Source organism: Aeromonas sp. 603079 (assembly GCF_049172135.1).
GTDB classification, from domain to species: Bacteria; Pseudomonadota; Gammaproteobacteria; order Enterobacterales; family Aeromonadaceae; genus Aeromonas; species Aeromonas veronii.
In genome coordinates this window covers 118138-143886 of the sequence record NZ_JAAKPX010000004.1, presented here as the reverse complement: position 1 = coordinate 143886, position 25749 = coordinate 118138, and the positions used below count along the sequence as shown (strand labels likewise).

Genomic DNA, 25749 nt, shown 5'->3' with positions numbered 1-25749 from the left:
AATTCAAACAAGGACGATAAACATGTTCAAACCCAAGCGTTGTGCCTGGCTGATCGCTGCCGCTTGCGTATTGCCCAGCTATGCCGTAATAAGTGCAACCATGAATATTCAACCCGATCCACAAAATGCGGGAGGATATGTGATTGCGGCCCCGGATCTGGCCGCGGTGGAAAAGGCCAAGACGGCCAACCCCATGTATACAATATGGGCCAAGGCACTGGCCACCCGGTCAAATAAAATAGTCGATGCCATTGAACCGGGTCTGGCAAGCAATCCTGACAACGTAAAACGGGTTGAACGGGTATTTCCCCAATCTGAATGGGAATATTTAACCCAGATGGCCGCGCCGGAATATACCTATGTCCGCTTCTTGCGGGCCATCGGTAAATTTCCTGCGTTCTGCGGCGAATATAACGACGGGCGCGATTCTGATGCGATCTGTAAAAAATCCATTGTGACGGCCTTTGCCCACTTCTCTCAGGAGACCGGCGGCCATATTGCCAAGGAGAACGTCTCCGATAACCCGCTGGGGCTGGAGGAGTGGCAACAGGCGCTGGTGCATGTGCGGGAGATGGGCTGGTCAGAGGGACAGACCGGTTATACCACCGGCTGTGGCCAGAACGACTGGCAGAACAAGAAGTGGCCCTGCAGTACCGGACAAGGTTACTTTGGCCGCGGCGCCAAGCAGCTTTCTTACCACTTCAACTACGGGGCCTTCTCCGAGGCGATGTTTGATGGCGATGCCTCAGTGCTGCTCAACAACCCGGGGCTGGTGGCGGACTCCTGGCTCAACCTCGCTTCTGCCATCTGGTTCTTCCTCACCCCGCAGGCCCCGAAACCGGCCATGCTGCACGTGATTGATCGCACCTGGGTACCCTCCAAACGGGAAGCTGACGCCGGTATCGGCTATGGCTTCGGTACCACCATCAACGTCATCAACGGCGGTATCGAGTGTGGTGAACAGAACAAGGACAAAGGGCAGCCGGTCAATCGCATCCGCTACTGGGAAGGGCTGGCCAACCACTACCAGATCCCGGTCAAGGCGGATGAGAAGAACACCTGCTGGCAGCAGACTCCCTATGGCAGCCTCAATCTCAACGGCGCTACCGACGTGCTCTACACCAACTGGGATGGCAACTGGAAGTACTATCCTGATCGCCCGGGCGGTTACTCCTTCGAGTGTGAGCTGGTGGGCTTCCAGACCGCTTATTCTGCGCTGGTGCCGGGTGATTACGAGAAGTGCGTGACCAACTTCTACGGTTCCCACGCCAACTGGCCGAAAGTGCGGATCGTCGCCAAGCTCGATCCTGCCCCGGTCGATCCGGTTGACCCGCCCATTGATGGCCAGCCTGCCTGGGAGGCCAGCAAGGTCTATACCGCGGGCAACAAGGTGAGCTACAAGGGCGCCGTCTATCAGGCCAAATGGTGGACGCAAGGGGATGATCCCGCCAAAGGTGGCCCCTGGGCTGTGGTGGTGACCAAATAAGGTTGCCGTTGGGATCATGGTCAATCACCATGATCTATCGGTAGTGGAAACAAGCAGGCAGCAGGGAGGAGATATCTCCCTGCTTTTTACCCGTTATCGGCCTGTTGTCGCCCCATCAGGCGGGATCAGAAACGGTAGTTGAGACCGACACTGACCCCTTTGACATCGAGTCGAGGCATGGGGATATATTGGTACTCCGCATTGAGTCCGATACCCGAATCAAAGCGATATTGCCAACCCGCAGCGCCATAAAAACCGACCCCGGAGTTGCTCTGATCTTCCTTGTTGATCGTGTATTCGACTCTGTGGGCGTTGGCACCCAGTTTGGCATAAAAGCTGTTGCCGGAAGAGACCGGGAATTGTGCATACAAGGCAGAGCGGATCCCTTTGTAATGGATATCTTTTACGTCATTGAGGGTTGCATCGAAGAGGGCGCTGACTACGCCACCGGTACCAAACAATATTCCTGAATCGATACCGATATAATCGTTGAACATATAACGGTAATAGAGATCGGCAGTCATATTGTCACCGCCATCGGCCTGATCCCCATTTTGTGCTTTGAATGACTGGGTGCCATAGCCAAGGGTGGCGCCGACGATATGGGGAGAGGGGGTTGCTATCGCCACGGAAGAGAAGATCGCCGTGGCAACCACCAGGGGAGTGAATAACTTCATCATGCAGGTTCCAATTAAATAGCGTGGAATATGGCTGCGACGAACAGATTTATATGGGCTCGGGTGAGCTTGTCTTATATTCGCAGGCCAGTAGTGAGTGGCAATATCTCATATTGTCAGCGGGATGAATAATCAGAGCCCCCATAACCGTTATGATGGGAGGTGAGAGTGGTTATCTTCTGTCTGAACAATGGTGAACTGTGTCAATACTATCTGAAACGGGCGCTGATAAATCGCAAATTTCATTGGTTTTCTGCACTAATCAACTTAGTGTAACGGGATGTTAGGCTGGCAATATATGCCTTCAAACGTGGACTGGATGGTAAACAAGATGGTGATTTCTCGTAACGGGATATTAGAGGGGGGTTGCCATTGTGGTGCAATCCGCTACAAGGTGCTAGCTGCTCCCTTTGCTACCGATTTTTGCCACTGCCGGGATTGTCAGCGCACGACCGGCGCTCCGGTCGGCGCCTGGATGGATTTTCGGGTGAAACAGGTGCAATGGCTATGCGGCGTATTGACTGAGTACGCCTCGTCGGAGGCGATTCGACGCGGCTTTTGTGCAACCTGTGGCGCCACCCTCAGCTATCGCAGCATTCAATACCCCGAGTACCTGACGCTGGCTATTGTCCCACTTGATAACCCCGAAACGGTCGCACCAACCTATCACATCCATACCGTCAGCCAGCTCTCCTGGTTGCCGATCCAGGACGATCATCCCCGTTATCCGAAAGGGAAGTAGTTTTGTGATATTCCACGTAGAAAGAGGAGTACACCATGGAGCTGATAGTGATCCGCCATGGAGAGACCCAAGCCAACGCCGAGGGGCGCTATCAAGGGGCGTTGGATATCGGGCTCAACCAAGATGGCGCGCGGCATATATGCTGGCTGGCCAATGAGATAGCGACCACACTGGCCCCGTTCGATCGGTTGCTGGCGTCGCCCCTGCTGCGAACAAGAGAGAGCGCCGCGATCTTCTCACGCCAGTTGGGGTTGCCTGTGGAGCTTGCTCCGGCCTTTCGTGAGCGGCATGTCGGTCTGTTTGAGGAGAGGCCAAGGCGCGTTATCCCGAGTTGTGGGTGCGCAACATCACCCGGCGCTGGGCGGAGGCTCCGCTTGGCGGTGAGACGCTGGATGAGGTGATTGCCCGAGTCTCGCAGGGACTAACGGCACTGGCCTCGACCATGCAGGGGGAGCGGGTATTGCTGGTGGCGCACGGTGTGGTCGCCAAGGTGATCCGCGCCCTAACGACCGCCGGATTTGATGACTTATTCGCGTGGCAGTTGCCCAACGGCGGCATGCTGGTGGTCAATCTTGACTCCTCTATATCACCATTGCGATTCAATCGACCGGTTGGGCAGAGTTAGTTTGTGCGCTGCTTTTTCTACTCTTCGATATCCAGCAACACCAGAATGGCGCTGTCGCCACCCCATTCGCGGGGAGCCTGATGGAAGGCGCGCACATTGGGGTGCTGGGCCAGCCAGCAGGGAATGCGCTGTTTGAGAATATGTTTGCCGATGCCGTGCATCACCGAGGCGACGTGAATGTTCTCTTTCTGGCAGAGGGTGAGCAGGGCGGCCAGCTCCTGTTTTGCCTGCTGCTGGTTCATGCCGTGCAGATCCAGGTAGATCTCCGGCGGATAAATGCCCCGCTTGAGCTTTTTCAGCTCAAATTTTGACACATCTTCCCGCACGTAACGGGTCGGCCCATCATCGTCGAGATGGGGCTGATACTCATCGCTGAAATAGTGGTCAACCCCAAGCTTTTCGCGGGTTTCGCGCAATTCGCGTTTCTGCTTGACCGGGCGTAACTCGGCCCTTATGGTATCTTGCTTGATTTTCCGGGTACCTTTTATCGCATCGCGGAACAGCAGGGTTTCCTCGTCTGTCGGTGAGGGCGTTTTTTTCATCAGATGCTCATGTATTAGGTATGCGTCTTGCCCGCAACGTAAACGGGGCTCGGGCCGGATATTACTCGACTTGGAGGTGGATTTGGACAAGATATTTATCGATGAGGTGGTTGCCGAGATGCACACCATCCAGGACATGTTGCGTTGGGCCATGAGTCGTTTCAACGACGCCGGGATTTTTTACGGTCATGGAACCGACAACGCCTGGGATGAAGCTGTGCAGCTGGTACTGCCCGCGTTACATCTGCCACCGGATGTAGACCCGGCCATGCGCCACTCCCGTCTCACCAGCAGCGAGCGTCACCGTATCGCCGAACTGATTATCCGCCGCGTACAGGAGCGGGTACCCGCCGCCTACCTGACCAACAAGGCCTGGTATGCCGGTTGGGAGTTCTACGTGGACGAGCGGGTGCTCATTCCCCGTTCCCCCATTGCCGAGATGGTCGCCAACCGTTTCGCGCCCTTCCTCAAACATGAACCGACCCGGATCATGGACTTGTGCACCGGCTCCGGCTGTATCGCCATCATCATGGCCCACGAGTTCCCGGAAGCGGAAGTGGATGCCATCGACATCAGCATCGATGCACTGAACGTGGCCGAGCGCAACATCAACGATCACGGGCTGGAGCAGCAGGTCATACCGATCCGCTCCGATCTGTTCCGCGATCTGCCGGCGGGCGACAAATACGATCTCATCGTCTCCAACCCGCCCTATGTGGACTCCGAAGACATGTCGGATCTGCCGGAAGAGTTCCGTCACGAGCCCGAGCTGGCGCTGGCGTCCGGCTCCGATGGTCTCAAGCTGACCAAGCGTCTGCTGGCCCATGCCGCCGATTTCCTCAAGGATAACGGTGTGCTGGTGGTTGAAGTAGGCAACAGCATGATCCATCTGGAAGCCCAGTTCCCCGAGATCCCCTTTACCTGGGTTGAATTCGAAAACGGCGGTCACGGCGTCTTTGTGATGACCCGTGAAGAGCTGGTGCAGTATCAGGATCATTTCGCCATCTACAAGAACTAAGCAGGAGCGCGCATGGCAGGGAACAGTTTTGGTCAACTCTTTCGGGTCACCACCTTTGGCGAGAGCCACGGCCTGGCGCTGGGCGCCGTGGTCGATGGTTGCCCGCCTGGGCTGGAGATCAGCGAAGCGGATCTGCAGGGGGATCTGGATCGGCGCAAGCCCGGCACTTCCCGCTACACCACGCCGCGCCGCGAGCCGGACGAGGTGAAGATCCTCTCCGGGGTGTTCGAGGGCAAGACCACCGGCACCTCCATCGGGCTGCTCATCGAGAATACCGATCAGCGCTCCAAGGATTACTCCGATATCAAGGATCTGTTCCGGCCGGGTCATGCTGACTACACCTACCACCAGAAGTATGGTCAGCGGGACTATCGTGGCGGTGGTCGCTCATCTGCCCGCGAGACCGCGATGCGAGTGGCGGCGGGGGCGATTGCCAAGAAGTACCTGAAACAGGTACATGGCATCGAGATCACCGGTTTTCTCTCCCAGCTCGGCCCCATCAAGGCTGAGGCGTTTGACGCGGCGCAGATTGAGCAGAATCCCTTCTTCTTCCCCGATGCGGGCAAGCTGGAAGCGCTCGATCAATATATGCGCGACCTGAAAAAAGAGGGCAACAGTATCGGTGCCAAGGTGCAGGTCATTGCGCGCAATGTGCCGGTGGGCCTGGGTGAGCCGGTGTTTGATCGTCTCGACGCCGACATTGCCCATGCCATGATGGGCATCAATGCGGTGAAAGGGGTGGAGATCGGTGATGGCTTTGCGGTGGTGGAGCAAAAAGGCTCCGAGCATCGCGACGAGATGACCCCGGCGGGCTTTGCCAGCAACCATGCGGGTGGCATTCTGGGCGGCATCTCGTCGGGTCAGGATATTGTGGTGAGCATGGCGCTCAAACCGACTTCCAGCATCACTGTGCCGGGCAAGACCATCAATACCGAAGGTGAGGCCATCGAGATGATCACCAAGGGGCGTCACGATCCCTGTGTCGGCATTCGCGCCGTGCCCATCGCCGAAGCCATGCTGGCGCTGGTGTTGATGGATCACCTGCTGCGCCATCGTGCCCAGAATCAGGGGGTGTTGACCCATACCCCACAGCTGCGTTGATCGCTATTGCTGCACATCGACTGATCGCACCCTGTTCAGGGTGCTGGTTCGTCAACCAAATCAAAGGCGACCTTCGGGTCGCCTTTGTTCTTATGCTCTGCGGTACTTCTATCACTCGTCGGTTATCAAGAGTGATCAGCGTCCTGCGGATCGGCATCGAGACGGCAGTTGGGGGGAGAGAACTTCCCATGGTGTTTGGGCATAGCGTGAATGGCCTCGTTGACCTTGAGGAGCTGCTCTTCGCTCATGCTGTTTTTGGCAAACATCAGGCTGACCGGCTGATGGTGCAGCAACAGCTGACAACTGATAAACCCCTCGGCGCCCAATTGGGAGAGCCGATAGCGTGCATATTGCCACTCCATAATGATGCCATCGAGACGGCGGGCCAGCAGCAGTTCGATTAGTCGATCATCGGCATTGTACTCGGTCGCCCCCTTGAGGGCAGGACACTCGTCCATTTGATGAATGGGGCGAGTACCGCGCAGTTTGCCAATTTTGAGATCCTTGTTGTGGCACAGTTTGGACAAGGTATCGAGCTTTCCCCAGCGATCCTGATGGCCTGGAATCGGGTTATTACTCAACAGCACATAGGCGCTCTGGCGATAGGGTGCAGAGAAGCGGGCATACTTCTGCCGCTCCGGTAGTGGTAGTGCGGCCATCGCCACATCCAGCTGATCGTGCTCCACCAGATGGAGTGCCCGCGCCCAGGGGATCTCACGAAATTTGGGGGCAAAGCCCGCCTGGGTGAGGATCTGGCGAGTCAGGCTGACATCCAGCCCGTCCAGCTCACCCCGGTTGTTGATTTGACTGAAGGGGGGCCAGTGGCTCCAGGCCACGGTCAGGGTCTGACTGGCCTGCAGGGAAGGGGTCAGCAAAAGCAGCAGCAGGCAGAGCTTGGCCTGCCAGTTGCCGTGGGGACGATATTGCGTGCTCATAGCTTAACCTCGTTATTCTGCTTTTTGTTCTCTGCTATCCCGTGCGCCTGCGACCCGCGCATCACGATGGCGGGACAGGTAATAAGTTGTCAGTTAATAGTGTGGTTCGTGCTTCACTGGTCAACGGGATTATTCGGTGGAGAGCAGAGGGCTTTTCTGTGCGTGCTGGGAGGAGCATCACATTTTTCTCGTTTATCCGGCACAACTCCGTTAGACTGCGCCCCTATTCTTTCCCCTTTGCTCTGCTCCCCGGGGAAATCGTTGTGTTCTCAACAGGCCCGAGTCTGGCGAGATGGCATCGGCTCAGCAGAGGAGCCCCATCCCGGATTGTCGGCGCCCCTATCCCTAGCAGGTAATTATGAGTTTTACTTCCCTCGGTCTGGCCGAACCCTTGTTGCGTGCCGTTGCCGAACAAGGCTACGACACCCCGTCTCCCATTCAGCAGCAAGCGATCCCCGCCGTTCTGGCTGGCCGCGATCTGATGGCGGCGGCCCAAACAGGGACCGGCAAGACCGCAGGCTTTACCCTGCCGATGCTGCAACGTCTGATGGAGAGCAAGCGCAAGGTCTCTCCGAACCGCGTCCGTGCGCTGGTACTGACCCCGACGCGCGAGCTGGCCGCCCAGGTGGGCGAGAGCGTGCGCAACTATGGCAAGCATCTGCCCCTGCGCAGCCACGTGGTATTCGGTGGCGTGAGCATCAACCCGCAGATGATGGCGACTCGCCGTGGTCTGGACGTGCTGGTGGCCTGTCCGGGCCGTCTGATCGATCTCTACAACCAGAATGCCGTCAAGTTTGACGAGGTGGAGATCCTGGTACTGGACGAAGCGGATCGCATGCTCGACATGGGCTTTATCCGCGACATCCGCCGCATCCTGACCCTGCTGCCGAAGAAGCGCCAGAACCTGCTCTTCTCCGCCACCTTCGCCGATGAAATTCGCGAGCTGGCCACTGGCCTGCTGGACAACCCGGCTGTCATTGAAGTTGCCCCCCGCAACAGTACCGCCGAGCGTATCGAGCAGCTGGTGCACCCGTGCGACAAGGCCAACAAGATTGCCCTGCTGAGCCACCTGATCTCCAGCAACAACTGGCAGCAGGTGCTGGTCTTTACCCGTACCAAGCACATCGCCAACCGCGTTGCCGAGAAGCTTGAAAAAGACGGCATCAGTGCTGCCGCCATTCACGGCAACAAGAGCCAGGGTGCCCGTACCCGCGCGCTGGCCGGTTTCAAGGATGGTAGCGTCAAGGTGCTGGTGGCGACCGATATCGCCGCCCGTGGTCTTGACATCGACAAGCTGCCGCAAGTGGTCAACTTCGAGTTGCCCAACGTGGCGGAAGATTACGTGCACCGTATCGGTCGTACCGGTCGTGCCGGCGCGGCCGGTCACGCCATCTCCCTGGTTGCGGCCGATGAAGGCAAACTGATCAAAGCCATCGAGCGTCTGACCAAGCAGAACATCCCCTGCGAGCAGGTGCCCGGCTTCGAAGCGTCCCGCGAGACCCTCGACAACATCGCCCGTGGTATCGGCGCGCCGCTGCGCAAAGAGCCCCGTGATCCGAGCGAGCAGCGCCGTGCGCCGCGTCCGCAAGGTCAAGGCCAGCGTCAAGGTGCCGGTCGCTCCGGCAATGGCGCCGGTGCTAACGGTGGTGGCAATCGCACTGGCAACGGCGGCAAGCCCAAGCCGCAAGGTGGTCAGCGTCCGGCTGAGGGCGCTGGCAAACCGGCTCAGGCCCGTCGTCCCCGTCGCGCCAGCCATAACCAGTAAGGGCAAGGAGAGCCACTCTCCACCCTGATCGGTTAAACGAAAAGCCCTGCCATATCGGCAGGGCTTTTCTATTTCTGCTTCTGCAGATCCGCGTTTGGCTGACCTGCTCTGGTCAGGAGAGCAGGGCGGTGATCAGGAGACAGGCCGCACTCAGCAAAATGACGGTGAAAGTCAGCCCCATTCCCACCACCCGATAGCGGAAATGCTCCGGTGTGCGGCTCATGCCGAAGGCGTGACAGAGGCGACCAAGCAGCAGGGCACTCCCTAGCAGATGAACCAGCCAGGGGGCATGGCTGCCGGTTTCGACGAAATAGATGAGCAGCAGGGCGAGGGGGACATACTCGGCAAAGTTGGCGTGCACCCGCATGGCCCGCAGCATGGCGGGATCATCGCCATGGCCGAGCGCCACTTTCTGGCGGTGACGGGTGCGAATGGTGCGTACGCTGAGCAGGACAAAGAGCAGGGCAAGCAGGGCTGCATAGATGGGCAGTATGGTCATGGCGTAGGGCTCCCGAGGTGATGGATAAGCATGGATCTGTTGCGCGCTCAATGGCTTGCCCTTGAGGGTAGCAGTAAAGGGGGCTCGGCCATGGCGCCCAAAGCACCCTTGCCGGATAAAAAAGCCCCGCCAGTCTGGCAGGGCTTGTTGTCTGGTTTTAGGTGGCGTGCTCTGTCAGCTGCACTTCGCCAGTCAGGCGCCGTAGGGGAGAGAGGAGTGGTGCAGCACGATGCGCACCTTGCCATCATCCCCCTTCTTGAAACCCCAGCTCTTGTCGACCGTGGTCTCCTTGTTGTCGCGATCCACCAGATGCACCTTGCCCATGGTCAGCGCCATGTTGCCGTTGATATAGACGGCGGCATTGTCATAGCGGTAGCTCTGCCAGTTTTTCAGGGCAAAGCCGCTATCTGCCGGATAGGCGCTGTTGTTGCCGACAAAATAGGCCAGCGCCCCCTCGCGGGTGGTGCGAAAGGTCTGCTCACCACCGGCGAGGGTGGGTTTGAACAGTACCGGCCCCTGCTGGTAGCCATAAGCGCTGTCGAGTACCGCCTCGGCGGTGGCTTTGGCGCGCTCAATGCCGCCGGCCCGATAGTCATCGCTGATCTTGATGAGCGCCGCGCCCCAGGCATCCTGCGCCGCCTTGATGTCGGCCTCGGTGATATTGTTGTTGGTGATTTCGGCCGCGCTGAGGGCGCCGCTGGCTGCCAGCAGAGCAAGGGCAAGGGCAAGGGAACTCTTCGTGAGATGCAACATCATTGTTTTCAGGCTCCTGAAAGCGATAAACGAGGGGGCAGTGTAGCGAGCGGGCATGAACGGGTTTTGAACTGTCCGTTCAGGCTTCGGTGGCAAAAAAGATTGTATAAAACACGGTTCTTGGCGGTTTGTTCTGTGGTGCCCCGATCAGCGGATGGGGGTCAGCAGGGCCGAGAAGTAGCGCTCCTGCATCTGCTGCCAGCGGCCGCTCGCTATCAGCTGCTGCTGGGATTGGACAAGGGCGGCGATATCGGCCTGGCGGCTCTTGTTGAGGTAGAGATAAACCTCGATATCGGAGACCCGTTTCCATGGTGCGGCAAGGGGGGATTGATTGGTGGGCAGTAGCCGGATCACCCAGTCGGTTCTGCCGCGCTGGAACAGGGCGAGACCCTGCTTCTCATCGTTGAACCAGACGATGCGTCGACTGTCGAGATAGCGGCTGCACCACTGAATGCCGCGCAGGCAGCCAACCCGCTCCTGACTGGCGGGTGGCCAGCTGGCGTCCTGCTTGCTCTGGGCATAGATGGTCACTTCGCCAATCGCCGTGCCGACCGGGATCATATGCGGATGGGTCTGCTCAAAGCCCTTGATCCGGGCGATATCGCCAGCGATGGTGCTATCGGAATCAAGCAGCTTTTTGCAGCGGGCGCTGGTACAGGGGATAAAGGTAAAATCGACCCTGGCCTTGCCAAACCACTCCTCATAGAAGGGGCGCAGCAGGGGGATATATTCCACGGGCGCCGCCAGAGTCAGGGGCGCGCCCTGGGCAATCGAGTTCAGGCAAAACAGCAGCCACCAGCCAGCCCACTTCATACCTTGCTCCCCACTCCATTGCATATGGAAAAAGCGTAGCTGAAACGTCCTTTATCCCTCTTGTGCGAGGAGGGAATGGGCAGAATCATGGCAGCGTTGATAGCACAAAGCCCCGCCAAGTTAATTGGCGGGGCTTTGCTTTCAGTATCGGGGATTACAGCGCGGGCAGCAGCCCCATGCTGACGCTGATCTGGACGCCAACAATCAGCACGCCCATGGCGGCGGCCACTCCCAGCGCCACTACGCCACCCGGGGCGCGGTAGTGGTGGGCAGGCGCCTGCTTGCGGCTCTGCCATACCAGCGCCACCGGCAGCAGTACCGCGAGGATCGCCAGCGCAATGGCAGCGTAGCCGAGGGCCATGATAAAGCCCTGCGGGAAGTAGAGGGCAAACAGCAATGGCGGCACAAAGGTGATGAGGCCAGTCTGAGTGCGGCCCTGCCAGTTGTCCTTGCGGAGGGTTGCCTTGGCCATAAAGTCGAACAGCCCCAGCGTTACCCCGAGGAAGGAGGTGGCGAGTGCCAGATCTGCAAACAGGTGCATCGCCTGATTAAACGCAGGCCAGCTCACCAGCTTGCCGACGTTGGCCAGCAGGCTGTCCAGCGCGCCGCCGGTTTGCAGCAGGGCTTGCTGGCCGAGCAGACCGAGGATCGCCACCTGCCACAACACGTAGAGGATCAGCGGCAGGGCTGAGCCCCAGACAAAGACCCGACGCAACTGCTTGGGGCAGTCACCGAGGTAGAGCATCACGCTCGGAATGGAGCCGTGAAAGCCGAACGAGGTGAAGATGACCGGCAGGCCCGCCAGCAACAGGCCCTGACCCAGCGGCATCGAGAGCAGATGCTGCCCTTCAGTGCGGGGCAGCAGCAACGCAAGCACCACCACCATGATCACCAGTTTGACGGTGAACATCAGCCGGTTGAGGTAATCCACCGAGCGGGTGCCGACACAGACCATGCCGCCAAACAGCAGGGTAAAGGCCCAGGCGGCCTGCTCCTGGGTGAGGGTCATGCCCGCATCGGCCAGCGCCTGTGCCAACAGGCTGCTGCCACCGCTGATGTAGGCGGAGGCCAGCGAGTAGAACAGCATCAGGATACAGAAGGAGGCGATGCGCTTGCCCCAGGGGCCGAGCAGATGGTCCGCCAGCTGGTGCAGGTACCATTTGCCGGTGTTGAGGCTTGCCTCTACTTGCAGCATGGCGGTGAAGGCCATCAGGGCCCAGAGGCCGACCATCAACATCAGGGTGGCGGGGCCGCCGAGGGACGAGGAGGCCAGCGGCAGGGCCAGCATGCCGGCACCTATGGTGGTGCCGGCAATCAACAGGGTACAACCCAGGGTTTTGGTATTCATGTTATCCATCCGAACGTAGCGGTGTCAGTGCAAACAGGCGATGCCAGCAGTGACGTCAACAAGAGGGGGCTAATTGGCGTTATCAGAAGGTGCCTCCGGTGATAGGGCCGGAGGCTAGCAATATCGGAACGGGAACATCTGTACCTAAAACCTGTCAGTTGTAAAAGATGGTTGCCAAGTTAGCGGATCAAAATAGCGGAAACAACCTCTTTTATACGGATCTTGTGCTGGCTTGTGGTAATAAGTGGAAATAAATGATGACAGCGGTAGCTAATTGAAGAAAAAAGCACCAAAAAAATGACTGGCAGGGGCTCATTGATACAGGTCAGCCAAGTGGTTGCAGCACGGATGGGGAGTGCCTTGTCGTGGTGTTGGCGTTTAGTTGCGGGGTGAAAGGAGTGTGGAGGCCGGTTGTTTAGTCGGCCAGACGGTAGAGAAAGCAGAGCGTGCGGGTAGGGTTGTGGAGAAAAACAATAAGGCTGCCAATGCTGGCAGCCTTATTGTCATCTGTTCGCTTTACCCACCCATTGACAGCAAATCGAGTCTGCTGCGGTCAGGTTAGCGACGGCGCTTGAGGGTGCGGCTCACATAGTGCAGCCCGCTCTGGTAGTCGCCGTTCACCGCCTTGAGCGCCAGCTCCAGCGCCTGGCACGCTAGGGCGTCGTGCTGTTGGGGCAGGGAGTTGATGCCAAAGGGGAGGAAGTCAAGCAGCCGATCGTCCCCGAAGGTGGCCATGGCGAGCTGGCTCATGTCGATCTCTTGCTCCAACAGGTAGTCGAGTACCCCCTCCATCAGGATATAGGAGGTAGTGATCAGCGCCTCGGGCAGCTGGCCCAGCTGCTGGTGCAGATGTTTGATCAGGCGATACCCCTCGGTGCGCGAGAAGTGGGCCCCTTCACAGAGGTGGCAGGTCGCACTGTGGCTCGCGATGGCCTGCTCGAAGCCTGCTTTTCGCTCCAGACTGATCGTGAGTGCCGGCAGTGCGGTGATCAAGGCGATATGGCGAATGGCCGGGGTGAGCAGGGAGGCGGTGAGGTCATGGCTCGCCTTCTCGTTTTCACTGGCGACGGTGACAAACTTGTCGGCGGCCATCGCCCGGTCGATGGCGAGGATCTGGCTGCCTTGCGCCTGCAATTTACCGTAGAAGGGGTCGTCCGGCGGCAGGCAACTGGCCACCAGCAGGGCGTCCACATGGCGGCTCACCAGCATCTGGGCCAGCTCTTTTTCTGTGGCGGGCTCATCTTCCGAGCAGACGATGAGCAGCTGATATCCCTGTGCCCGGGCCCCCTGTTCCAGCCGTTTGGCCAGTTTGGCGTAACTGGCGTTCTCAAGGTCGGGCAGGATAAAGCCGAGGGTCTTGGTTTGGCCGCCGCGCAGGGAGGCGGCGCGGCTGTCCGGCTGATAGTTGTGGGCGGTGACAACGGCCATCACCTTGTCGCGGGTGGCCTGACTGATGCGGTATTGGTCGGCCTTGCCATTGATCACATAGCTTGCCGTGGTGCGCGAGACACCGGCGAGGGCGGCGATTTCATCCAGTTTCATCATATTGGCTCTGTTTGAGTTGCAAGGCCCACGGTCACTGCCGGGTGAGGGCACCGAAAAGTGTGCGCGGGATCATATCATTGAAAAGCACTCTTTGTGGGTACTTGATCAATTCGCTGAAACGATTCAGTCTGAGTGTAAGTGAAACGATTCAGCCTGTCAGCAACGAAGAGACCCAGTGGCCTGAAAATCAGGCTCCGATCACAGTCAACCGTGTTCGGGTCTATTGTCAGCTGGCGAGTTACCCGAATGTTCAATTGTGACGTACCGGCGCGGCCGGAACCTGATGGAGAATCTCTATGTTGAAGTTGGCGCGAGAGCAGATCTTGCTGGGGCAGTCGGTGGCGACCAAGTCGGACGCCATTGCCCTGCTGGCAGGCAAACTGACCGAAGCCGGTCTGGTGGAAGCGGGCTATGTGGATGGGATGCTGGCCCGTGAAGCGCAGCATGCCACCTATCTTGGCAGTGGCATCGCCATTCCCCACGGCACCACCGATACCCGTCATCTGGTGAAGAGCACAGGCGTCATGGTGGCCCAGTTCCCCAATGGTATCGAGTGGGATGAGGGGCAGATCGCCTATGTCGCCATCGGCATCGCCGCCAAGTCCGACGAGCATCTGGGCATTTTGCGCCAGCTCACCCATGTGCTGGGTGACGAGCAGGCGGCAGCTCAGCTCAAAGAGGCCACCGATGCCGACACCATCATCAACATCCTGACTGGCGCCACTGCCGCCAAAGAGGTGCAATACCTGACCCTGGCTGACTTCCCGGCCGATGATCGCGATCAACTGCTGCTGGGAGCAGCCGCCCGCGCCAAATCGGCGGGCTGGGGCGATGCCGCCATGGTGAGCGCGCTGCTGGCAAGCGATCCTGCCTATCTGGGCGAGGGCATCTGGCTGGCCCGGGCGCAAGCGGCCCAGACTGGCTGGGTGTTGGCAACGCCCAGCAGCGAACTTCGCGCAGGGGAGCTGCCGGTCAGCGCCATGCTACTGCTGTGCGCCGCAGATAGCGGCCATCTGCCGCAGCTGGAGAATCTGGCCAAACTGGCGGCTGCTGGTCAGCTGGCGACGCTGGCGGGCGGCGAGGGACTGGCCATGCTGCAAGCAGGCCCCGCGAGCGGTCTTTCCGAAACCTTCACCATCATCAATCCCCACGGCTTGCACGCTCGTCCCGGCGCCATGCTGGTCAAGGTGGCCAAAGAGTTTGAATCCGACATCCGGGTGGCCAATCTGGATGGCAGCGGCGAAGCGGTTTCCGCCAAGAGCCTGATGAAAGTGATCGGTCTTGGGGTCAAATGCGGGCACCGTCTGGCGTTTCGCGCCGAAGGGGCTGATGCCGAAGCGGCTCTCAAGGGGATCGGTGAGGCCATCGCCGCTGGTCTCGGCGAGGGGGCGCATTAATGAAGATTGTTACCATCACCCTCAATCCGGCCCTTGATCTCACTACTCGCCTCGAGGCGATGAGCCTCGGTGAGGTCAATCTGGTGAGCGAGGCCAACCTGCGTGCCGCAGGCAAGGGGATCAACGTCGCCATGGTGCTCAAGGACTTGGGCCGCGAGGTGGGCGTCACCGGCTGGCTGGGCGCAGACAATGAGCAGAGCTTTGTCTCCCTGTTTGCAGAGCGTGCGCTGGATGATCACTTTGTCCGTGTCGCGGGCAGCACCCGCATCAACGTCAAGATTTCCGAGCAGTCCGGTCGGGTCACCGATCTCAACTTGCCGGGGCTCACCATCCAGCAAGGGGAAGTGTGCGCGCTGGAGCAGGCCATCGACAAATTGGCACCTCACGCCGAGTGGTTCGTGCTGGCGGGCAGCCTGCCCAAAGGGGTGGCCCCCGATTACTGCGCCCATCTGATCCGCCTGCTCAAGGCCAAGGGCAAGCAGGTGATCTTCGATTGCAGCGGTGCGGCGTTAAGCGAAGGGATCAAGGCGGCGCCGACCCTGGTCAAACCCAATCTGGAGGAGCTGAGCCAATGGGCTGGTCGCCCCATCAAGACCCTGAGCGAGCAGGCCGAGTGTGCCCGCGCGCTGCAGGCGAGCGGGATCCCCAACGTGGTGATCTCCAACGGCGCCGATGGCCTCATCTGGTTTGCCCCAGATGCCGTTTGGCAAGCCATTCCGCCGCGGATGCAGGTGGTCAGCACGGTTGGTGCTGGCGATTCTCTGGTGGCAGGTCTCGCCCATGGTCTGAGCCTTGGCTGGGCGCCGGAGCAGACCCTGCGGCTGGCCACCGCCGTCTCGGCATTGGCGGTCAGTCAGGTGGCGGTCGGCTTTGACGATATCAATGTGCTCAACCCTTTACTTGAACAGGTGCGCGTAGAGCGTCTGGATGCGCTGGCACCGGTTCAGTGCAATACCCCCTCAATGGAAAACTCAGGAGATGCCCAATGAAAGCAATCTTGGTTACGGCTTGCCCGGCGGGCATTGCCACCAGCTTTCTCGCTGCAAAACGGATAGAACAGCAGGCCAAACTGGCTGGCTGGGAACTCACCCTCGACGTCGGCTCCAGCGTGCAGCCCCGCCAAGTACCGAGCAAGGAGCAGATTGCCGCCGCCGATCTGGTGCTGGTTGTCGCCAGTGCCCCGGTGGATCTCGCCGCCTATGATGGCAAGCGAGTCTATCAGGGCAGCATGGATCTCGCCCTGCAGGATCCGGCTGCCTTGCTGGAAGCAGCCACCAGCGGTGCCAGCGTCTATCGTCATCAAGCCGCGCCTGCTGCCGCCAAATCGGTCGCCGCTGGGAAGCGCATCGTGGCAGTGACAGCGTGCCCGACTGGCGTTGCCCACACCTTTATGTCGGCAGAAGCGCTGGAGACCATGGCCAAACAGCTGGGTTATCAGATCCGCGTCGAGACCCAAGGCTCGGTCGGTGCCCAGAACGCCCTGACCGCCGAGGAGATTGCATCCGCTGATCTGGTGTTCCTCGCCACCGATATCGAGGTGGACATGGCTCGTTTCGACGGCAAGCTGGTCTATCGCACCAGTACCGGTGCGGCACTGAAGAAAACCCGTGCCGAGTTGGGCAAGGCGTGGACCGAGGCGAAAACCTATCGTCACAGCGGTGCCAGCCAGCCCAAGAAAGAGGAAAAAGCTGGCCCCTACAAGCATCTGCTGACCGGTGTCTCCTTTATGTTGCCGATGGTGGTGGCGGGCGGCCTGATTATCGCGCTCTCGTTCGTGTTCGGGATTGAGGCGTTCAAGGTGGAAGGCACTCTGGCCGCCGCTCTGATGAAGATCGGTGGCGGCTCTGCCTTTGCCCTGATGATCCCGGTGCTGGCCGGTTACATTGCCTACTCCATCGCTGACCGCCCGGGTCTCGCTCCCGGCATGATCGGCGGCATGCTGGCAAGCTCGCTGGGCGCCGGTTTCCTTGGCGGCATCGTCGCCGGTTTTCTGGCCGGTTACAGTGCCAAATACCTGAGTGACAAGGTGCGCCTGCCGACTACCCTGGAAGCGCTCAAGCCGATCCTGATTATTCCGCTGTTTGCCAGCCTGTTTACCGGCCTGGTGATGATCTACGTCGTCGGTGGCCCTGTGGCCGGTATCATGAATGCCATGACCGAGTTCCTCAACAACATGGGCTCTGCCAACGCTGTGCTGCTGGGTGTCATCATCGGTGCCATGATGTGCTTCGACATGGGTGGCCCGGTCAACAAGGCAGCCTACGCCTTCGGGGTCGGCCTGCTGGCCTCCAAAACCTACGCCCCCATGGCTGCCGTGATGGCCGCCGGCATGGTGCCGGCGCTGGGGATGGGGATCGCCACCTTCCTGGCCCGCGCCAAGTTCATCAAGGCGGAACAGGAAGCGGGCAAGGCCTCCTTCGTGCTGGGTCTGTGCTTTATCTCCGAGGGGGCCATCCCGTTTGCCGCCAAGGATCCGATGCGGGTCATCCCGGCCTGCATGGTCGGCGGCGCCCTGACCGGTGCGCTCTCCATGCTGTTCGGTTGCGAGCTGATGGCTCCCCACGGCGGTCTGTTCGTGCTGTTCATCCCGCACGCCATCAGCAATGTCATGATGTATATCGTGGCCATTGCAGCAGGCTCGCTGCTGACCGGTGTCTCCTACGCCATGCTCAAGCGCGGCGAAGAGCAGGCCAAGCTGGCCACGGCATAAGCCTCGCCACCCGGCAAGACGTCATAACCAAGAGCGGCCTGTGGGCCGCTTTTTGTTTTGTCGGGAGGATAGGTAACCTGTGAGGGGAAGATAGGGAGTGGTTAAAACTCCCAGCCTTGTTGTTCTGGCAACTGGGGTTGCGCTCCTTCCAGCGCTTTGCGCCTCGCAGCCTCAACCCGCGCCTTGCGGGCGCGACACAGACGCATTACATCCTGTTGCTGGGCCGGGCTCATTTTCTGCCAGTTGAAACGCTCCTCGCGATTGCGCAGGCATCCTTTGCAATAGCCCTTGTTGTTCACCTCGCAGACCCCGATACAGGGGCTCTGCAACGGGAATATTTCGAGCTGTTCCATCCATTACCTCGCATATCCTGTCACCTTGTTATAACCCAGCATCCTCCCTTTGGAGAAATCTCTCTTCAAGTGATTGATGTCGTTTGCTTTCCCCCTGCAAATTTGGCATCTTGCCGCCGAGCAGGACTCTTGGTGTTAAATGAGGACATATGAACAAACACGGATTCTGGCTGACCGCGATAGTGCTGGGGTTGGCCGGGTGTGCGGGTAACTCTGACAAAGCAGAGGTGCCAAAAAAACAGACTGATGACAGATGTTTTCTCAACTGCGAGGTGCCGGAAAATCTGGGCAAGCAGTATCTGGACGGTACCTTGCCGGGGGATCTGGTGCGGGTCGAGCGGGTCAACAGTCGTGCCAGTGCCGATTACAGCAAGTTTGGCCCCCAGAGTCGCATTGTCATGCAGCGTTCAGGGCGGATGGCGAGCCGTTATGGCGAGCTCTATCACCAGCTCTCCCGCTGGGTGGCGGGCGGCGGCAATCCTGCCGACATCACCCGTTACGGCATCAGCCTGGCTCAGCTGGGCGGCGCCGATCGCATGGGTAACGTGCTCTTTACCGGCTACTACTCGCCGGTGCTGGAGGTGCGTCACCGCCCGGATGCCGAGTATAAGTACCCCATCTATGCCATGCCCAACTGCGGCAGCCGTTGTCCGACCCGGGCACAGATCCACCAGGGCGCCCTTGCCAACCGCGGGTTGGAGCTGGGTTACAGCAAATCCCTTATCGACAACTTCCTGATGGACGTGCAGGGATCGGGCTTTGTTCACTACGGTGACGACGATAGGCTGCAATATCTGGGTTACAGCGGCAAGAACGGCCACGGCTATGTGAGCATTGGCCGGGTGCTGATTGACCGCGGTGAAGTGCCCAAGGAGCAGATGTCGATGAAGGCCATCAAGGAGTGGGCCAACCAGCAACCTGAGCACAGGGTCAAGGAGCTGGTAGAGCAGAACCCCTCCTATGTCTTCTTCGAGCGTCGCCCGACTAATGATGTGATCGGTGCCGCCGGTATCCCGCTGCTGCCGCTGGCGGCCGTCGCTGCCGACAAGACCCTGCTGCCGATGGGTACCCCGATCCTGGCCGAAGTTCCTTTGCTCGATAAAGAGGGCAACTGGACCGGCAAGCACCAGCTGCGCTTGTTGATTGCGCTGGATGTGGGCGGAGCGGTGAAGAAGGGACACCTCGATCTCTACCACGGTATGGGTGAGAAGGCTGGTGTCGCAGCCGGTCACTACAAACACTTCGGCCGGGTCTGGAAGCTTGGCCTGCACCACGGGCCGACTGCCGCCCCCTGGTTGTAATCCTCTGAGGCTTTGGGCGTCTGTCATCGGGCGCCCGAGCAATGTGAAGAGACAAAGAAAGCCGCCGGATTGCTCCGGCGGCTTTCTATTTTGTGAGAGTGGCAGCTGGTGGCTGCGTCAGCTCTTCCGGATATCCAGCCGGATGGCGCCGACCGGTTTGCAGCAGCAGGGGAGGCACTCCCCTTGGGCGACAAATGCCAGCGGCACCGAAGGATAGTGCACCTTGCCAGCCATCAGCGGAGTGCGGCAGGCGCCGCAATAGCCGCTTCGACACTGGAACTCCACATGATGACCATGGCGCTCCAGGGTCTCCAACACGCTTTCGCCGGGATGGGCGTGCAGCACGGCACCATCCCGGGTATGTACCCGTGGTGCCACGACCGCATGCTGTTCGGCAGGTGCGTGCGGGGCAGGGGTCAGCGTGTTGGTGGCGTCACTCACAGCTCGAAATCACCCAGGTCGTCGGCATTGACTTCGCTGTCGATTTGGCCGACCAGATAGGAGCTGACCTCTACCTCTTGCGGGGCGACCTGCACGTTGTCGGAAGAGAGCCAGGTGTTGATCCAGGGGATCGGGTTTTGCTTGGTACCTGCAAAGGCTGGCTGCAGGCCGACTGCGCTCATGCGCAGGTTGGTGATGTACTCCACATACTGGCAGAGGATGTCCTTGTTCAGGCCGATCATGGAGCCGTCCTGGAACAGGTACTCGGCCCACTCTTTCTCCTGAATGGCCGCTTCCTTGAAGATCTCGAAGCAGGCCTGTTCGCACTCGGCGGCGATCTCGGCCATCTCCGGGTCATCCTGGCCGGTGCGCATCAGGTTCAGCATGTGCTGGGTGCCGGTGAGGTGCAGCGCTTCGTCGCGGGCGATCATCTTGATGATCTTGGCGTTGCCTTCCATCAGTTCACGCTCGGCGAAGGCAAAGGAGCAGGCGAAGCTGACGTAGAAGCGGATCGCTTCCAGCGCGTTGACACTCATCAGGCACAGATAGAGCTTCTTCTTGAGCTCGCGCAAGGTGATGGTCACTTCGCGGCCCGCGACGGTGTGGGTCCCTTCACCATGCAGGTTGTAGAGGGCGGTCGCTTCGATCAGGTCGTCGTAGAAGTGGCTGATGGAGCCGGCGCGCTTCAAGATCTGCTCGTTGGTCACGATGTCGTCGAACACCTGGGCGGGGGTGTTGACGATATTGCGGATTATGTGGGTGTAGGAGCGAGAGTGGATGGTCTCCGAGAAGGCCCAGGTCTCAATCCAGGTTTCCAGCTCCGGAATGGAGACCAGCGGCAGCAGCGCCACGTTGGGGCTGCGGCCCTGAATGGAGTCCAGCAGGGTCTGGTACTTCAGGTTGGAGATGAAGATGTGCTGCTCGTGGGGCGGCAGGGCCTGATAGTCGATGCGATCACGGGAGACATCCACCTCTTCCGGGCGCCAGAAGAAGGAGAGTTGCTTTTCGATCAGCCGCTCGAACACTTCGTGCTTTTGTTGATCATAACGGGCTACGTTGACCGATTGGCCAAAAAACATCGGCTCTTTGAGCTGGTCGTTTTGGGTTTGGCAGAAAGTTGAATAGGCCATGGTTACCAGAATGTCTGTATGGAGAAAACAGGAGAGCGGGAGCTTGTCGCTCCCGCCCGGTTATCAGATCTTGCCGTGACTTAGATTTTGCAAGCCCCGCCAGCACAACCGTCATCTTGCAGATCGGTCTGTGCATCGTCCGCACCATCACGGGTGTTGTGATAGTACAGGGTCTTGAGGCCGTATTTGTAGGCGGTCAGCAAGTCCTTCAGCAGCTGCTTCATCGGCACCTTGTTGCCTTCGAAACGGGCCGGGTCGTAGTTGGTGTTGGCGGAGATCGCCTGATCCACAAACTTCTGCATGATACCGACCAGCTGCAGGTAGCCGTCGACGCTCGGTTGCTTCCAGAGCAGTTCGTATTGATCTTTCAGGCGATCATACTCGGGCACCACCTGTTTGAGAATGCCGTCTTTGGAGGCCTTGACCGACACCAGACCGCGCGGCGGCTCGATACCGTTGGTGGCGTTGGAGATCTGGCTGGAGGTCTCGCTCGGCATCAGGGCGGTCAGGGTGGAGTTGCGCAGCCCCACGGATTTGATCTCTTCACGCAGGCTTTCCCAATCCAGATGCAGCGGCTCGTTGCACAGCGCATCCAGATCCTTCTTGTAGGTGTCGATCGGCAGAATGCCCTGGGCATAGGTGGTCTCGCCAAACAGCGGGCAGGGGCCGAACTCGCGGGCCAGCTGCACGGAGGCTTTCAGCAGATAGTACTGAATGGCCTCGAAGGTGCGGTGAGTCAGTGCCAGACCGGAGCCATCAGAGTAGCGGGCACCGTTTTTAGCCAGGTAGTAGGCGTAGTTGATGACGCCGATCCCCAGGGTGCGACGACCCATGCTGCCCTTCTTGGCGGCGGCAATCGGGTAGTCCTGATAGTCGAGCAGGGCATCGAGGGCGCGCACGGCCAGATCCGCCATCTCTTCCAGATCTTCCAGTTTGTCGATGGCACCCAGGTTGAAGGCAGAGAGGGTGCACAGAGCGATCTCGCCGTTCTCGTCGTCGATGTTGTTGAGCGGCTTGGTCGGCAGCGCAATCTCGAGGCAGAGGTTGGACTGGCGTACCGGCGCCACGCTCGGGTCGAACGGGCTGTGGGTGTTGCAGTGATCCACGTTCTGGATGTAGATGCGACCGGTACCGGCACGCTCTTGCATCATCAAGGAGAAGAGGTCTACCGCTTTCAGGGTCTTCTTGCGAATGGCCGGATCCTGCTCGTACTTGACGTAGAGCTCTTCGAACTTGTCCTGATCGGCGAAGAAGGCGTCGTACAGACCCGGCGCATCGGACGGGGAGAACAGTGTGATGTCACCGCCCTTGATGAGGCGCTGGTACATCAGCTTGTTGATCTGCACGCCGTAGTCCATGTGACGAACACGGTTCTCTTCCACGCCGCGGTTGTTCTTCAGCACCAGCAGGCTTTCCACTTCGGTGTGCCACAGCGGGTAGAACAGGGTGGCCGCACCGCCGCGCACGCCGCCCTGGGAGCAGCACTTCACGGCAGTCTGGAAGTATTTGTAGAAGGGGATGCAACCGGTGTGGAACGCTTCGCCACCACGGATGGGGCTGCCAAGACCGCGGATGCGACCGGCGTTGATGCCGATACCGGCGCGCTGGGAAACGTAACGCACGATGGAGCTGGCGGTGGCGTTGATGGAGTCCAGGCTGTCGTCGCACTCGATCAGTACGCAGGAGCTGAACTGACGGGTCGGGGTGCGCACGCCGCTCATGATCGGGGTCGGCAGCGAGATCTTGAAGGTCGAGACCGCATCATAGAAGCGCTTGATGTAGTCCAGACGGGTATCCTTCGGATACTTGGAGAAGAGGCAGGCCGCTACCAGAATGTAGAGGAACTGCGGGCTCTCGTAGATCTCGCCGGTGACGCGGTTTTGTACCAGATACTTGCCTTCCAGCTGCTTGACCGCCGCGTAGGAGAAGTTCATGTCGCGCCAGTGATCCATGTGCGCGTTCAGCTCTTCGAATTCAGCCTGGGTGTAGTCTTCCAGCAGGTGTTTGTCGTACTTGCCCATGTCGACCAGACGAGCCACGTGCTGGTAGAGGTGGGGCGGTTCGAACTGGCCGTAGGCCTTCTTGCGCAGGTGGAAGATGGCCAGACGGGCGGCCATGTACTGGTAGTCAGGGGTCTGCTCGGAGATGAGGTCAGCCGTCGCCTTGATGATGGTTTCGTGAATGTCGGCGGTACGGATACCGTCATAGAACTGGATGTGGGACTTGAGCTCTACCTGGGAGACCGACACGTTGTCGAGCCCTTCGGCGGCCCAGTCCAGCACGCGGTGAATTTTATCCAGATCGATGGGTTCTTTGTGTCCGTTACGCTTCGTCACAAACAAGTTCATTGGCTGATGACCTTCAGTTGATTCCCGAAAAACCATCGCACAATGACACCACCCCTGGCCCCGGCGATGTGCAGGTATTGGGTAGAGATTGTGCGATGAATCACAAGATGTAGTGTTATTTTAAGTTCGAGCTACAAGATAGTGAGGTCAGCCCGCCATTGCAATGTGTGGATAAGTGACGAGCTGTGGATAAATTGTGAGTCTTGCCCCATCAGTTAGTGACCGCTCACAGTGAGCGGGTTTTCATTCGTCCGCTCCGCTAAAAGCAAGTCTCCCGATCGAAGATGGAAAATTTAAATAACTTTTTTTGCTTGCGAAACGGGGGGCTTTTTACTAGCAAACGGCGGCTGATTATCCCTTATGCAACAAGGGTCAAAAGCTGTCCAGTTGTCGCAGCCGCGGGCTCAGCGTGGCAAGGGCTTTGCATCAGATGACGGTGGTTTGTGGCCGCTTTGTGACGGTTGTGTGCGTGTCAAATGGGTATCCAATAGACTGTAAGCTGCCTTTATTATCCATGAATAGACGAGTGATGGTGGCGCAGGACGCAGGAGCGTAAAGGAAGAGATGCAAGGGGCGGAGAGTCTCTTCGCCCCGTTATCGCATATCAGCCGGTAAGGCTGTGCGTTACACCTTGGCCGTCAACTCATAGCGCAGCCAGTGGTGCAGGGCTTGCACGGTATCGAATTGCAGGTCGGCGCCCCACTGGGCGGGATCTTCCTCATCATTGAGATAGCCCCAGCCAGCGACCGCGGTGCGCATGCCAGCATTGCGGCCCGCTTCGATATCCCGCACATGATCCCCCACATAGAGGCAGTGAGCCGCCTCGACCCCCAGCTTCTCACAGGCAAAGAACATAGGGGCGGGGTCGGGCTTGCGTACCGGCAGGGTGTCGGCGCTGACGGTGACGCCGCAGCTGGCAAGCTGTGGCAGGGCCGCCAGCAGCGGCTCGGTGAGAAAGCCCGGCTTGTTGGTGACTATGCCCCAGGGGAGCTGTTTCTCGTCGAGCCACTCGATAAGATCCACCATTCCCTCATAGGGACGGGTCCCGACACAGAGGTTGGCCGCGTAGTAGTCGAGCAGGGCATTGCGCAGGCGTGTGGCCCCCAGCTCTTCAAGCAGTTCGTCGCCGAGGCCCGCTTTCAGCAGCCCGAGCGCTCCGTGGGAGGTGGTCTGACGAATGATGTCGTCAGAGAGCGGCGCAAAGCCTTCGCTCACCAGCACATGGTTGACGGCGGCCCCCAGATCCGGGGCTGTGTCGAGCAGGGTGCCATCCAGATCGAACAGCACGCAACGAAGAGGCAGCAGGTGAGAGGAGCTCATCAACCGTGCTCCGGGCGGACAAACTCCACCATATAGTTGACGTCGACATTTTTGCCGAGCTTGAAACTGTTGGAGAGCGGTGCATAGTGCACCCCGCTCATATCCCGCACCAGCAGGCCAGCTGCTTCACCCATGCGACACAGTTCGGCCGGGGTGATGAATTTTTTGTGATCGTGGGTACCCTTGGGCACCATCTTCATCAGGTATTCGGCCCCGATGATCATCATCAGATAGGATTTGGGGTTGCGGTTGATGGTGGAGACAAACACCCGGCCGCCCGGGCGCACCAAGGTGGCGATGGCGCGCAACACGGAGGCGGGGTCCGGTACATGCTCCAGCATCTCCATGCAGGTGACCACGTCATATTGGCCTGGCACTTCAGCGGCATGGGCTTCGGCAGTGATCTGGCGATATTCGAGCTCAACACCCTGCTCAAGGGCGTGCAGGCGGGCGACGCCGAGGGGTTCCTTACCCATGTCGATGCCGGTGACCCTGGCACCACGGCGGGCCATGCTCTCGGAGAGGATGCCGCCACCACATCCGATATCGAGCATGCGCTTGCCAAACAGACCGCCACTTTTGTCGGTGATCCAGTCAAGGCGTACCGGATTGATTTGATGCAGGGGTTTGAATTCACCTTCCATGTCCCACCAGCGGGAGGCGATGGCTTCAAACTTGGCGATTTCTGTCAGATCGACATTGGCATCACTGTTCATTTTTCGAAGATCCTGTGGCAGGGCGCCCGCTTCTGAGTCATGGGCGCAATCTATTGTCCTGGCGGGCATTATAACGGACGGACTTTGTCACACCAGCCCGATCTGATACCCGATTTGTGGCTTAAGGTATTTGGCTCAGTGTGTTACCATGTCGCGCTGTTTAAGCCAAAGAACAACTAATTAG

General features: G+C 59.2%; 23 protein-coding genes and 1 pseudogene. 10 read left to right on the top strand and 14 right to left on the bottom strand.

Features of this window, described 5'->3' with window-relative positions:
• Positions 1 to 22 precede the first annotated feature (22 nt).
• Entirely contained in the window at positions 23 to 1486 is a 1464-nt protein-coding gene (locus G5287_RS04045; RefSeq protein WP_227342829.1) for a chitinase, read from the top strand.
• A gap of 125 nt (positions 1487 to 1611) precedes the next feature.
• Here G5287_RS04045 and G5287_RS04040 read toward each other — a convergent pair whose 3' ends face one another.
• A complete protein-coding gene (locus G5287_RS04040) occupies positions 1612 to 2166 on the bottom strand; it encodes a porin family protein (protein ID WP_227342831.1) in 555 nt (184 codons plus the stop codon).
• A gap of 328 nt (positions 2167 to 2494) precedes the next feature.
• On the opposite strand from G5287_RS04040, the gene G5287_RS04035 reads away from it, so the two are divergent.
• Positions 2495 to 2905, top strand: coding sequence for a GFA family protein (locus G5287_RS04035; protein WP_227342833.1), 411 nt, complete (start codon positions 2495 to 2497; stop codon positions 2903 to 2905).
• Positions 2906 to 2940: 35 nt separating this feature from the next.
• Positions 2941 to 3530, top strand: a pseudogene (locus tag G5287_RS04030) (histidine phosphatase family protein).
• 17 nt (positions 3531 to 3547) lie between these two features.
• On the opposite strand, the gene smrB reads toward G5287_RS04030, so the two are convergent.
• Positions 3548 to 4072 (bottom strand): endonuclease SmrB, encoded by a 525-nt coding sequence (gene smrB / locus G5287_RS04025; protein WP_201951174.1) that lies wholly within the window; start codon positions 4070 to 4072, stop codon positions 3548 to 3550.
• A gap of 82 nt (positions 4073 to 4154) precedes the next feature.
• Between smrB and prmB the strand changes: the two genes are divergently transcribed.
• Together prmB and aroC are read left to right on the top strand one after the other, a co-directional pair.
• Positions 4155 to 5090, top strand: a complete 936-nt coding sequence (gene prmB, locus G5287_RS04020) for a 50S ribosomal protein L3 N(5)-glutamine methyltransferase (protein ID WP_139462539.1) — start codon at positions 4155 to 4157, stop codon at positions 5088 to 5090.
• A gap of 12 nt (positions 5091 to 5102) precedes the next feature.
• Positions 5103 to 6191 (top strand): chorismate synthase, encoded by a 1089-nt coding sequence (gene aroC / locus G5287_RS04015; protein WP_201951171.1) that lies wholly within the window; start codon positions 5103 to 5105, stop codon positions 6189 to 6191.
• Positions 6192 to 6316: 125 nt separating this feature from the next.
• Here the strand turns inward: aroC and G5287_RS04010 are convergent, their stop codons facing one another.
• Entirely contained in the window at positions 6317 to 7126 is an 810-nt protein-coding gene (locus G5287_RS04010; RefSeq protein WP_106843347.1) for a substrate-binding periplasmic protein, read from the bottom strand.
• 358 nt (positions 7127 to 7484) lie between these two features.
• Between G5287_RS04010 and G5287_RS04005 the strand changes: the two genes are divergently transcribed.
• On the top strand, positions 7485 to 8891 hold the full coding sequence (locus G5287_RS04005; protein WP_227342835.1) for a DEAD/DEAH box helicase: 1407 nt from the start codon (positions 7485 to 7487) through the stop codon (positions 8889 to 8891).
• Between the two features lie 112 nt (positions 8892 to 9003).
• On the opposite strand, the gene G5287_RS04000 is transcribed toward G5287_RS04005, so the two are convergent.
• The 5 genes from G5287_RS04000 to cra all read right to left on the bottom strand — a co-directional run bounded on the left by G5287_RS04000 (position 9004) and on the right by cra (position 13849).
• Complete coding sequence (locus tag G5287_RS04000) at positions 9004 to 9390, bottom strand: MAPEG family protein (protein ID WP_227342837.1); 387 nt, start codon at positions 9388 to 9390, stop codon at positions 9004 to 9006.
• A gap of 192 nt (positions 9391 to 9582) precedes the next feature.
• Positions 9583 to 10146: a hypothetical protein gene (locus G5287_RS03995; protein ID WP_216953543.1), complete on the bottom strand. Its 564-nt coding sequence runs from the start codon at positions 10144 to 10146 to the stop codon at positions 9583 to 9585.
• Between the two features lie 144 nt (positions 10147 to 10290).
• Positions 10291 to 10956 (bottom strand): hypothetical protein, encoded by a 666-nt coding sequence (locus G5287_RS03990; RefSeq protein WP_227342840.1) that lies wholly within the window; start codon positions 10954 to 10956, stop codon positions 10291 to 10293.
• A 154-nt stretch (positions 10957 to 11110) separates the two neighbouring features.
• Entirely contained in the window at positions 11111 to 12304 is a 1194-nt protein-coding gene (locus G5287_RS03985; RefSeq protein WP_421230889.1) for an aromatic amino acid transport family protein, read from the bottom strand.
• 558 nt (positions 12305 to 12862) lie between these two features.
• Positions 12863 to 13849 carry a catabolite repressor/activator gene (cra, locus tag G5287_RS03980; protein WP_421230888.1) on the bottom strand — a complete coding sequence of 329 codons (987 nt, stop codon included), beginning with the start codon at positions 13847 to 13849 and terminating at the stop codon, positions 12863 to 12865.
• A 296-nt stretch (positions 13850 to 14145) separates the two neighbouring features.
• On the opposite strand from cra, the gene fruB reads away from it, so the two are divergent.
• The 3 genes from fruB to fruA are packed head-to-tail and all read left to right on the top strand — an operon-like array spanning position 14146 to position 17956.
• On the top strand, positions 14146 to 15246 hold the full coding sequence (gene fruB / locus G5287_RS03975) for a fused PTS fructose transporter subunit IIA/HPr protein (protein ID WP_167567260.1): 1101 nt from the start codon (positions 14146 to 14148) through the stop codon (positions 15244 to 15246).
• Positions 15246 to 16235, top strand: coding sequence for a 1-phosphofructokinase (pfkB, locus tag G5287_RS03970; protein WP_139402241.1), 990 nt, complete (start codon positions 15246 to 15248; stop codon positions 16233 to 16235). The genes fruB and pfkB overlap by 1 nt, the downstream gene beginning before the upstream one ends.
• Positions 16232 to 17956 (top strand): PTS fructose transporter subunit IIBC, encoded by a 1725-nt coding sequence (gene fruA / locus G5287_RS03965; protein WP_216953547.1) that lies wholly within the window; start codon positions 16232 to 16234, stop codon positions 17954 to 17956. The genes pfkB and fruA overlap by 4 nt, the downstream gene beginning before the upstream one ends.
• 101 nt (positions 17957 to 18057) lie before the next feature.
• On the opposite strand, the gene G5287_RS03960 is transcribed toward fruA, so the two are convergent.
• Complete coding sequence (locus tag G5287_RS03960; RefSeq protein ID WP_216953548.1) at positions 18058 to 18309, bottom strand: DUF1289 domain-containing protein; 252 nt, start codon at positions 18307 to 18309, stop codon at positions 18058 to 18060.
• A gap of 149 nt (positions 18310 to 18458) precedes the next feature.
• Between G5287_RS03960 and mltA the strand changes: the two genes are divergently transcribed.
• Positions 18459 to 19610 carry a murein transglycosylase A gene (gene mltA / locus G5287_RS03955; RefSeq protein ID WP_421173214.1) on the top strand — a complete coding sequence of 384 codons (1152 nt, stop codon included), beginning with the start codon at positions 18459 to 18461 and terminating at the stop codon, positions 19608 to 19610.
• Positions 19611 to 19727: 117 nt separating this feature from the next.
• On the opposite strand, the gene yfaE is transcribed toward mltA, so the two are convergent.
• From yfaE to ubiG, 5 genes are all read right to left on the bottom strand, one after another.
• Entirely contained in the window at positions 19728 to 20051 is a 324-nt protein-coding gene (gene yfaE, locus G5287_RS03950; RefSeq protein ID WP_421230887.1) for a class I ribonucleotide reductase maintenance protein YfaE, read from the bottom strand.
• Positions 20048 to 21181, bottom strand: coding sequence for a class Ia ribonucleoside-diphosphate reductase subunit beta (gene nrdB, locus G5287_RS03945; protein WP_005336708.1), 1134 nt, complete (start codon positions 21179 to 21181; stop codon positions 20048 to 20050). Before nrdB ends, yfaE begins: the two co-directional genes overlap by 4 nt.
• A gap of 80 nt (positions 21182 to 21261) precedes the next feature.
• Positions 21262 to 23529: a class 1a ribonucleoside-diphosphate reductase subunit alpha gene (gene nrdA, locus G5287_RS03940; RefSeq protein ID WP_421230886.1), complete on the bottom strand. Its 2268-nt coding sequence runs from the start codon at positions 23527 to 23529 to the stop codon at positions 21262 to 21264.
• Positions 23530 to 24153: 624 nt separating this feature from the next.
• Positions 24154 to 24849: an HAD family hydrolase gene (locus tag G5287_RS03935; protein WP_421230885.1), complete on the bottom strand. Its 696-nt coding sequence runs from the start codon at positions 24847 to 24849 to the stop codon at positions 24154 to 24156.
• Complete coding sequence (gene ubiG, locus G5287_RS03930; protein ID WP_058058173.1) at positions 24849 to 25565, bottom strand: bifunctional 2-polyprenyl-6-hydroxyphenol methylase/3-demethylubiquinol 3-O-methyltransferase UbiG; 717 nt, start codon at positions 25563 to 25565, stop codon at positions 24849 to 24851. Before ubiG ends, G5287_RS03935 begins: the two co-directional genes overlap by 1 nt.
• Between the last annotated feature and the right edge of the window lie 184 nt (positions 25566 to 25749).

What these genes read in the sequence shown, in the direction of transcription:
- G5287_RS04045 (WP_227342829.1), top strand. Translation starts at nt 23, where the DNA reads ATGTTCAAACCCAAGCGTTGTGCCTGGCTGATCGCTGCCGCTTGCGTA.
- G5287_RS04040 (WP_227342831.1), bottom strand. Translation starts at nt 2,166, where the DNA reads ATGATGAAGTTATTCACTCCCCTGGTGGTTGCCACGGCGATCTTCTCT.
- G5287_RS04035 (WP_227342833.1), top strand. Translation starts at nt 2,495, where the DNA reads ATGGTGATTTCTCGTAACGGGATATTAGAGGGGGGTTGCCATTGTGGT.
- smrB (WP_201951174.1), bottom strand. Translation starts at nt 4,072, where the DNA reads ATGAAAAAAACGCCCTCACCGACAGACGAGGAAACCCTGCTGTTCCGC.
- aroC (WP_201951171.1), top strand. Translation starts at nt 5,103, where the DNA reads ATGGCAGGGAACAGTTTTGGTCAACTCTTTCGGGTCACCACCTTTGGC.
- G5287_RS04010 (WP_106843347.1), bottom strand. Translation starts at nt 7,126, where the DNA reads ATGAGCACGCAATATCGTCCCCACGGCAACTGGCAGGCCAAGCTCTGC.
- G5287_RS04005 (WP_227342835.1), top strand. Translation starts at nt 7,485, where the DNA reads ATGAGTTTTACTTCCCTCGGTCTGGCCGAACCCTTGTTGCGTGCCGTT.
- G5287_RS04000 (WP_227342837.1), bottom strand. Translation starts at nt 9,390, where the DNA reads ATGACCATACTGCCCATCTATGCAGCCCTGCTTGCCCTGCTCTTTGTC.
- G5287_RS03995 (WP_216953543.1), bottom strand. Translation starts at nt 10,146, where the DNA reads ATGATGTTGCATCTCACGAAGAGTTCCCTTGCCCTTGCCCTTGCTCTG.
- G5287_RS03990 (WP_227342840.1), bottom strand. Translation starts at nt 10,956, where the DNA reads ATGAAGTGGGCTGGCTGGTGGCTGCTGTTTTGCCTGAACTCGATTGCC.
- G5287_RS03985 (WP_421230889.1), bottom strand. Translation starts at nt 12,304, where the DNA reads ATGAATACCAAAACCCTGGGTTGTACCCTGTTGATTGCCGGCACCACC.
- cra (WP_421230888.1), bottom strand. Translation starts at nt 13,849, where the DNA reads ATGATGAAACTGGATGAAATCGCCGCCCTCGCCGGTGTCTCGCGCACC.
- fruB (WP_167567260.1), top strand. Translation starts at nt 14,146, where the DNA reads ATGTTGAAGTTGGCGCGAGAGCAGATCTTGCTGGGGCAGTCGGTGGCG.
- pfkB (WP_139402241.1), top strand. Translation starts at nt 15,246, where the DNA reads ATGAAGATTGTTACCATCACCCTCAATCCGGCCCTTGATCTCACTACT.
- fruA (WP_216953547.1), top strand. Translation starts at nt 16,232, where the DNA reads ATGAAAGCAATCTTGGTTACGGCTTGCCCGGCGGGCATTGCCACCAGC.
- G5287_RS03960 (WP_216953548.1), bottom strand. Translation starts at nt 18,309, where the DNA reads ATGGAACAGCTCGAAATATTCCCGTTGCAGAGCCCCTGTATCGGGGTC.
- mltA (WP_421173214.1), top strand. Translation starts at nt 18,459, where the DNA reads ATGAACAAACACGGATTCTGGCTGACCGCGATAGTGCTGGGGTTGGCC.
- nrdB (WP_005336708.1), bottom strand. Translation starts at nt 21,181, where the DNA reads ATGGCCTATTCAACTTTCTGCCAAACCCAAAACGACCAGCTCAAAGAG.
- nrdA (WP_421230886.1), bottom strand. Translation starts at nt 23,529, where the DNA reads ATGAACTTGTTTGTGACGAAGCGTAACGGACACAAAGAACCCATCGAT.
- G5287_RS03935 (WP_421230885.1), bottom strand. Translation starts at nt 24,849, where the DNA reads ATGAGCTCCTCTCACCTGCTGCCTCTTCGTTGCGTGCTGTTCGATCTG.
- ubiG (WP_058058173.1), bottom strand. Translation starts at nt 25,565, where the DNA reads ATGAACAGTGATGCCAATGTCGATCTGACAGAAATCGCCAAGTTTGAA.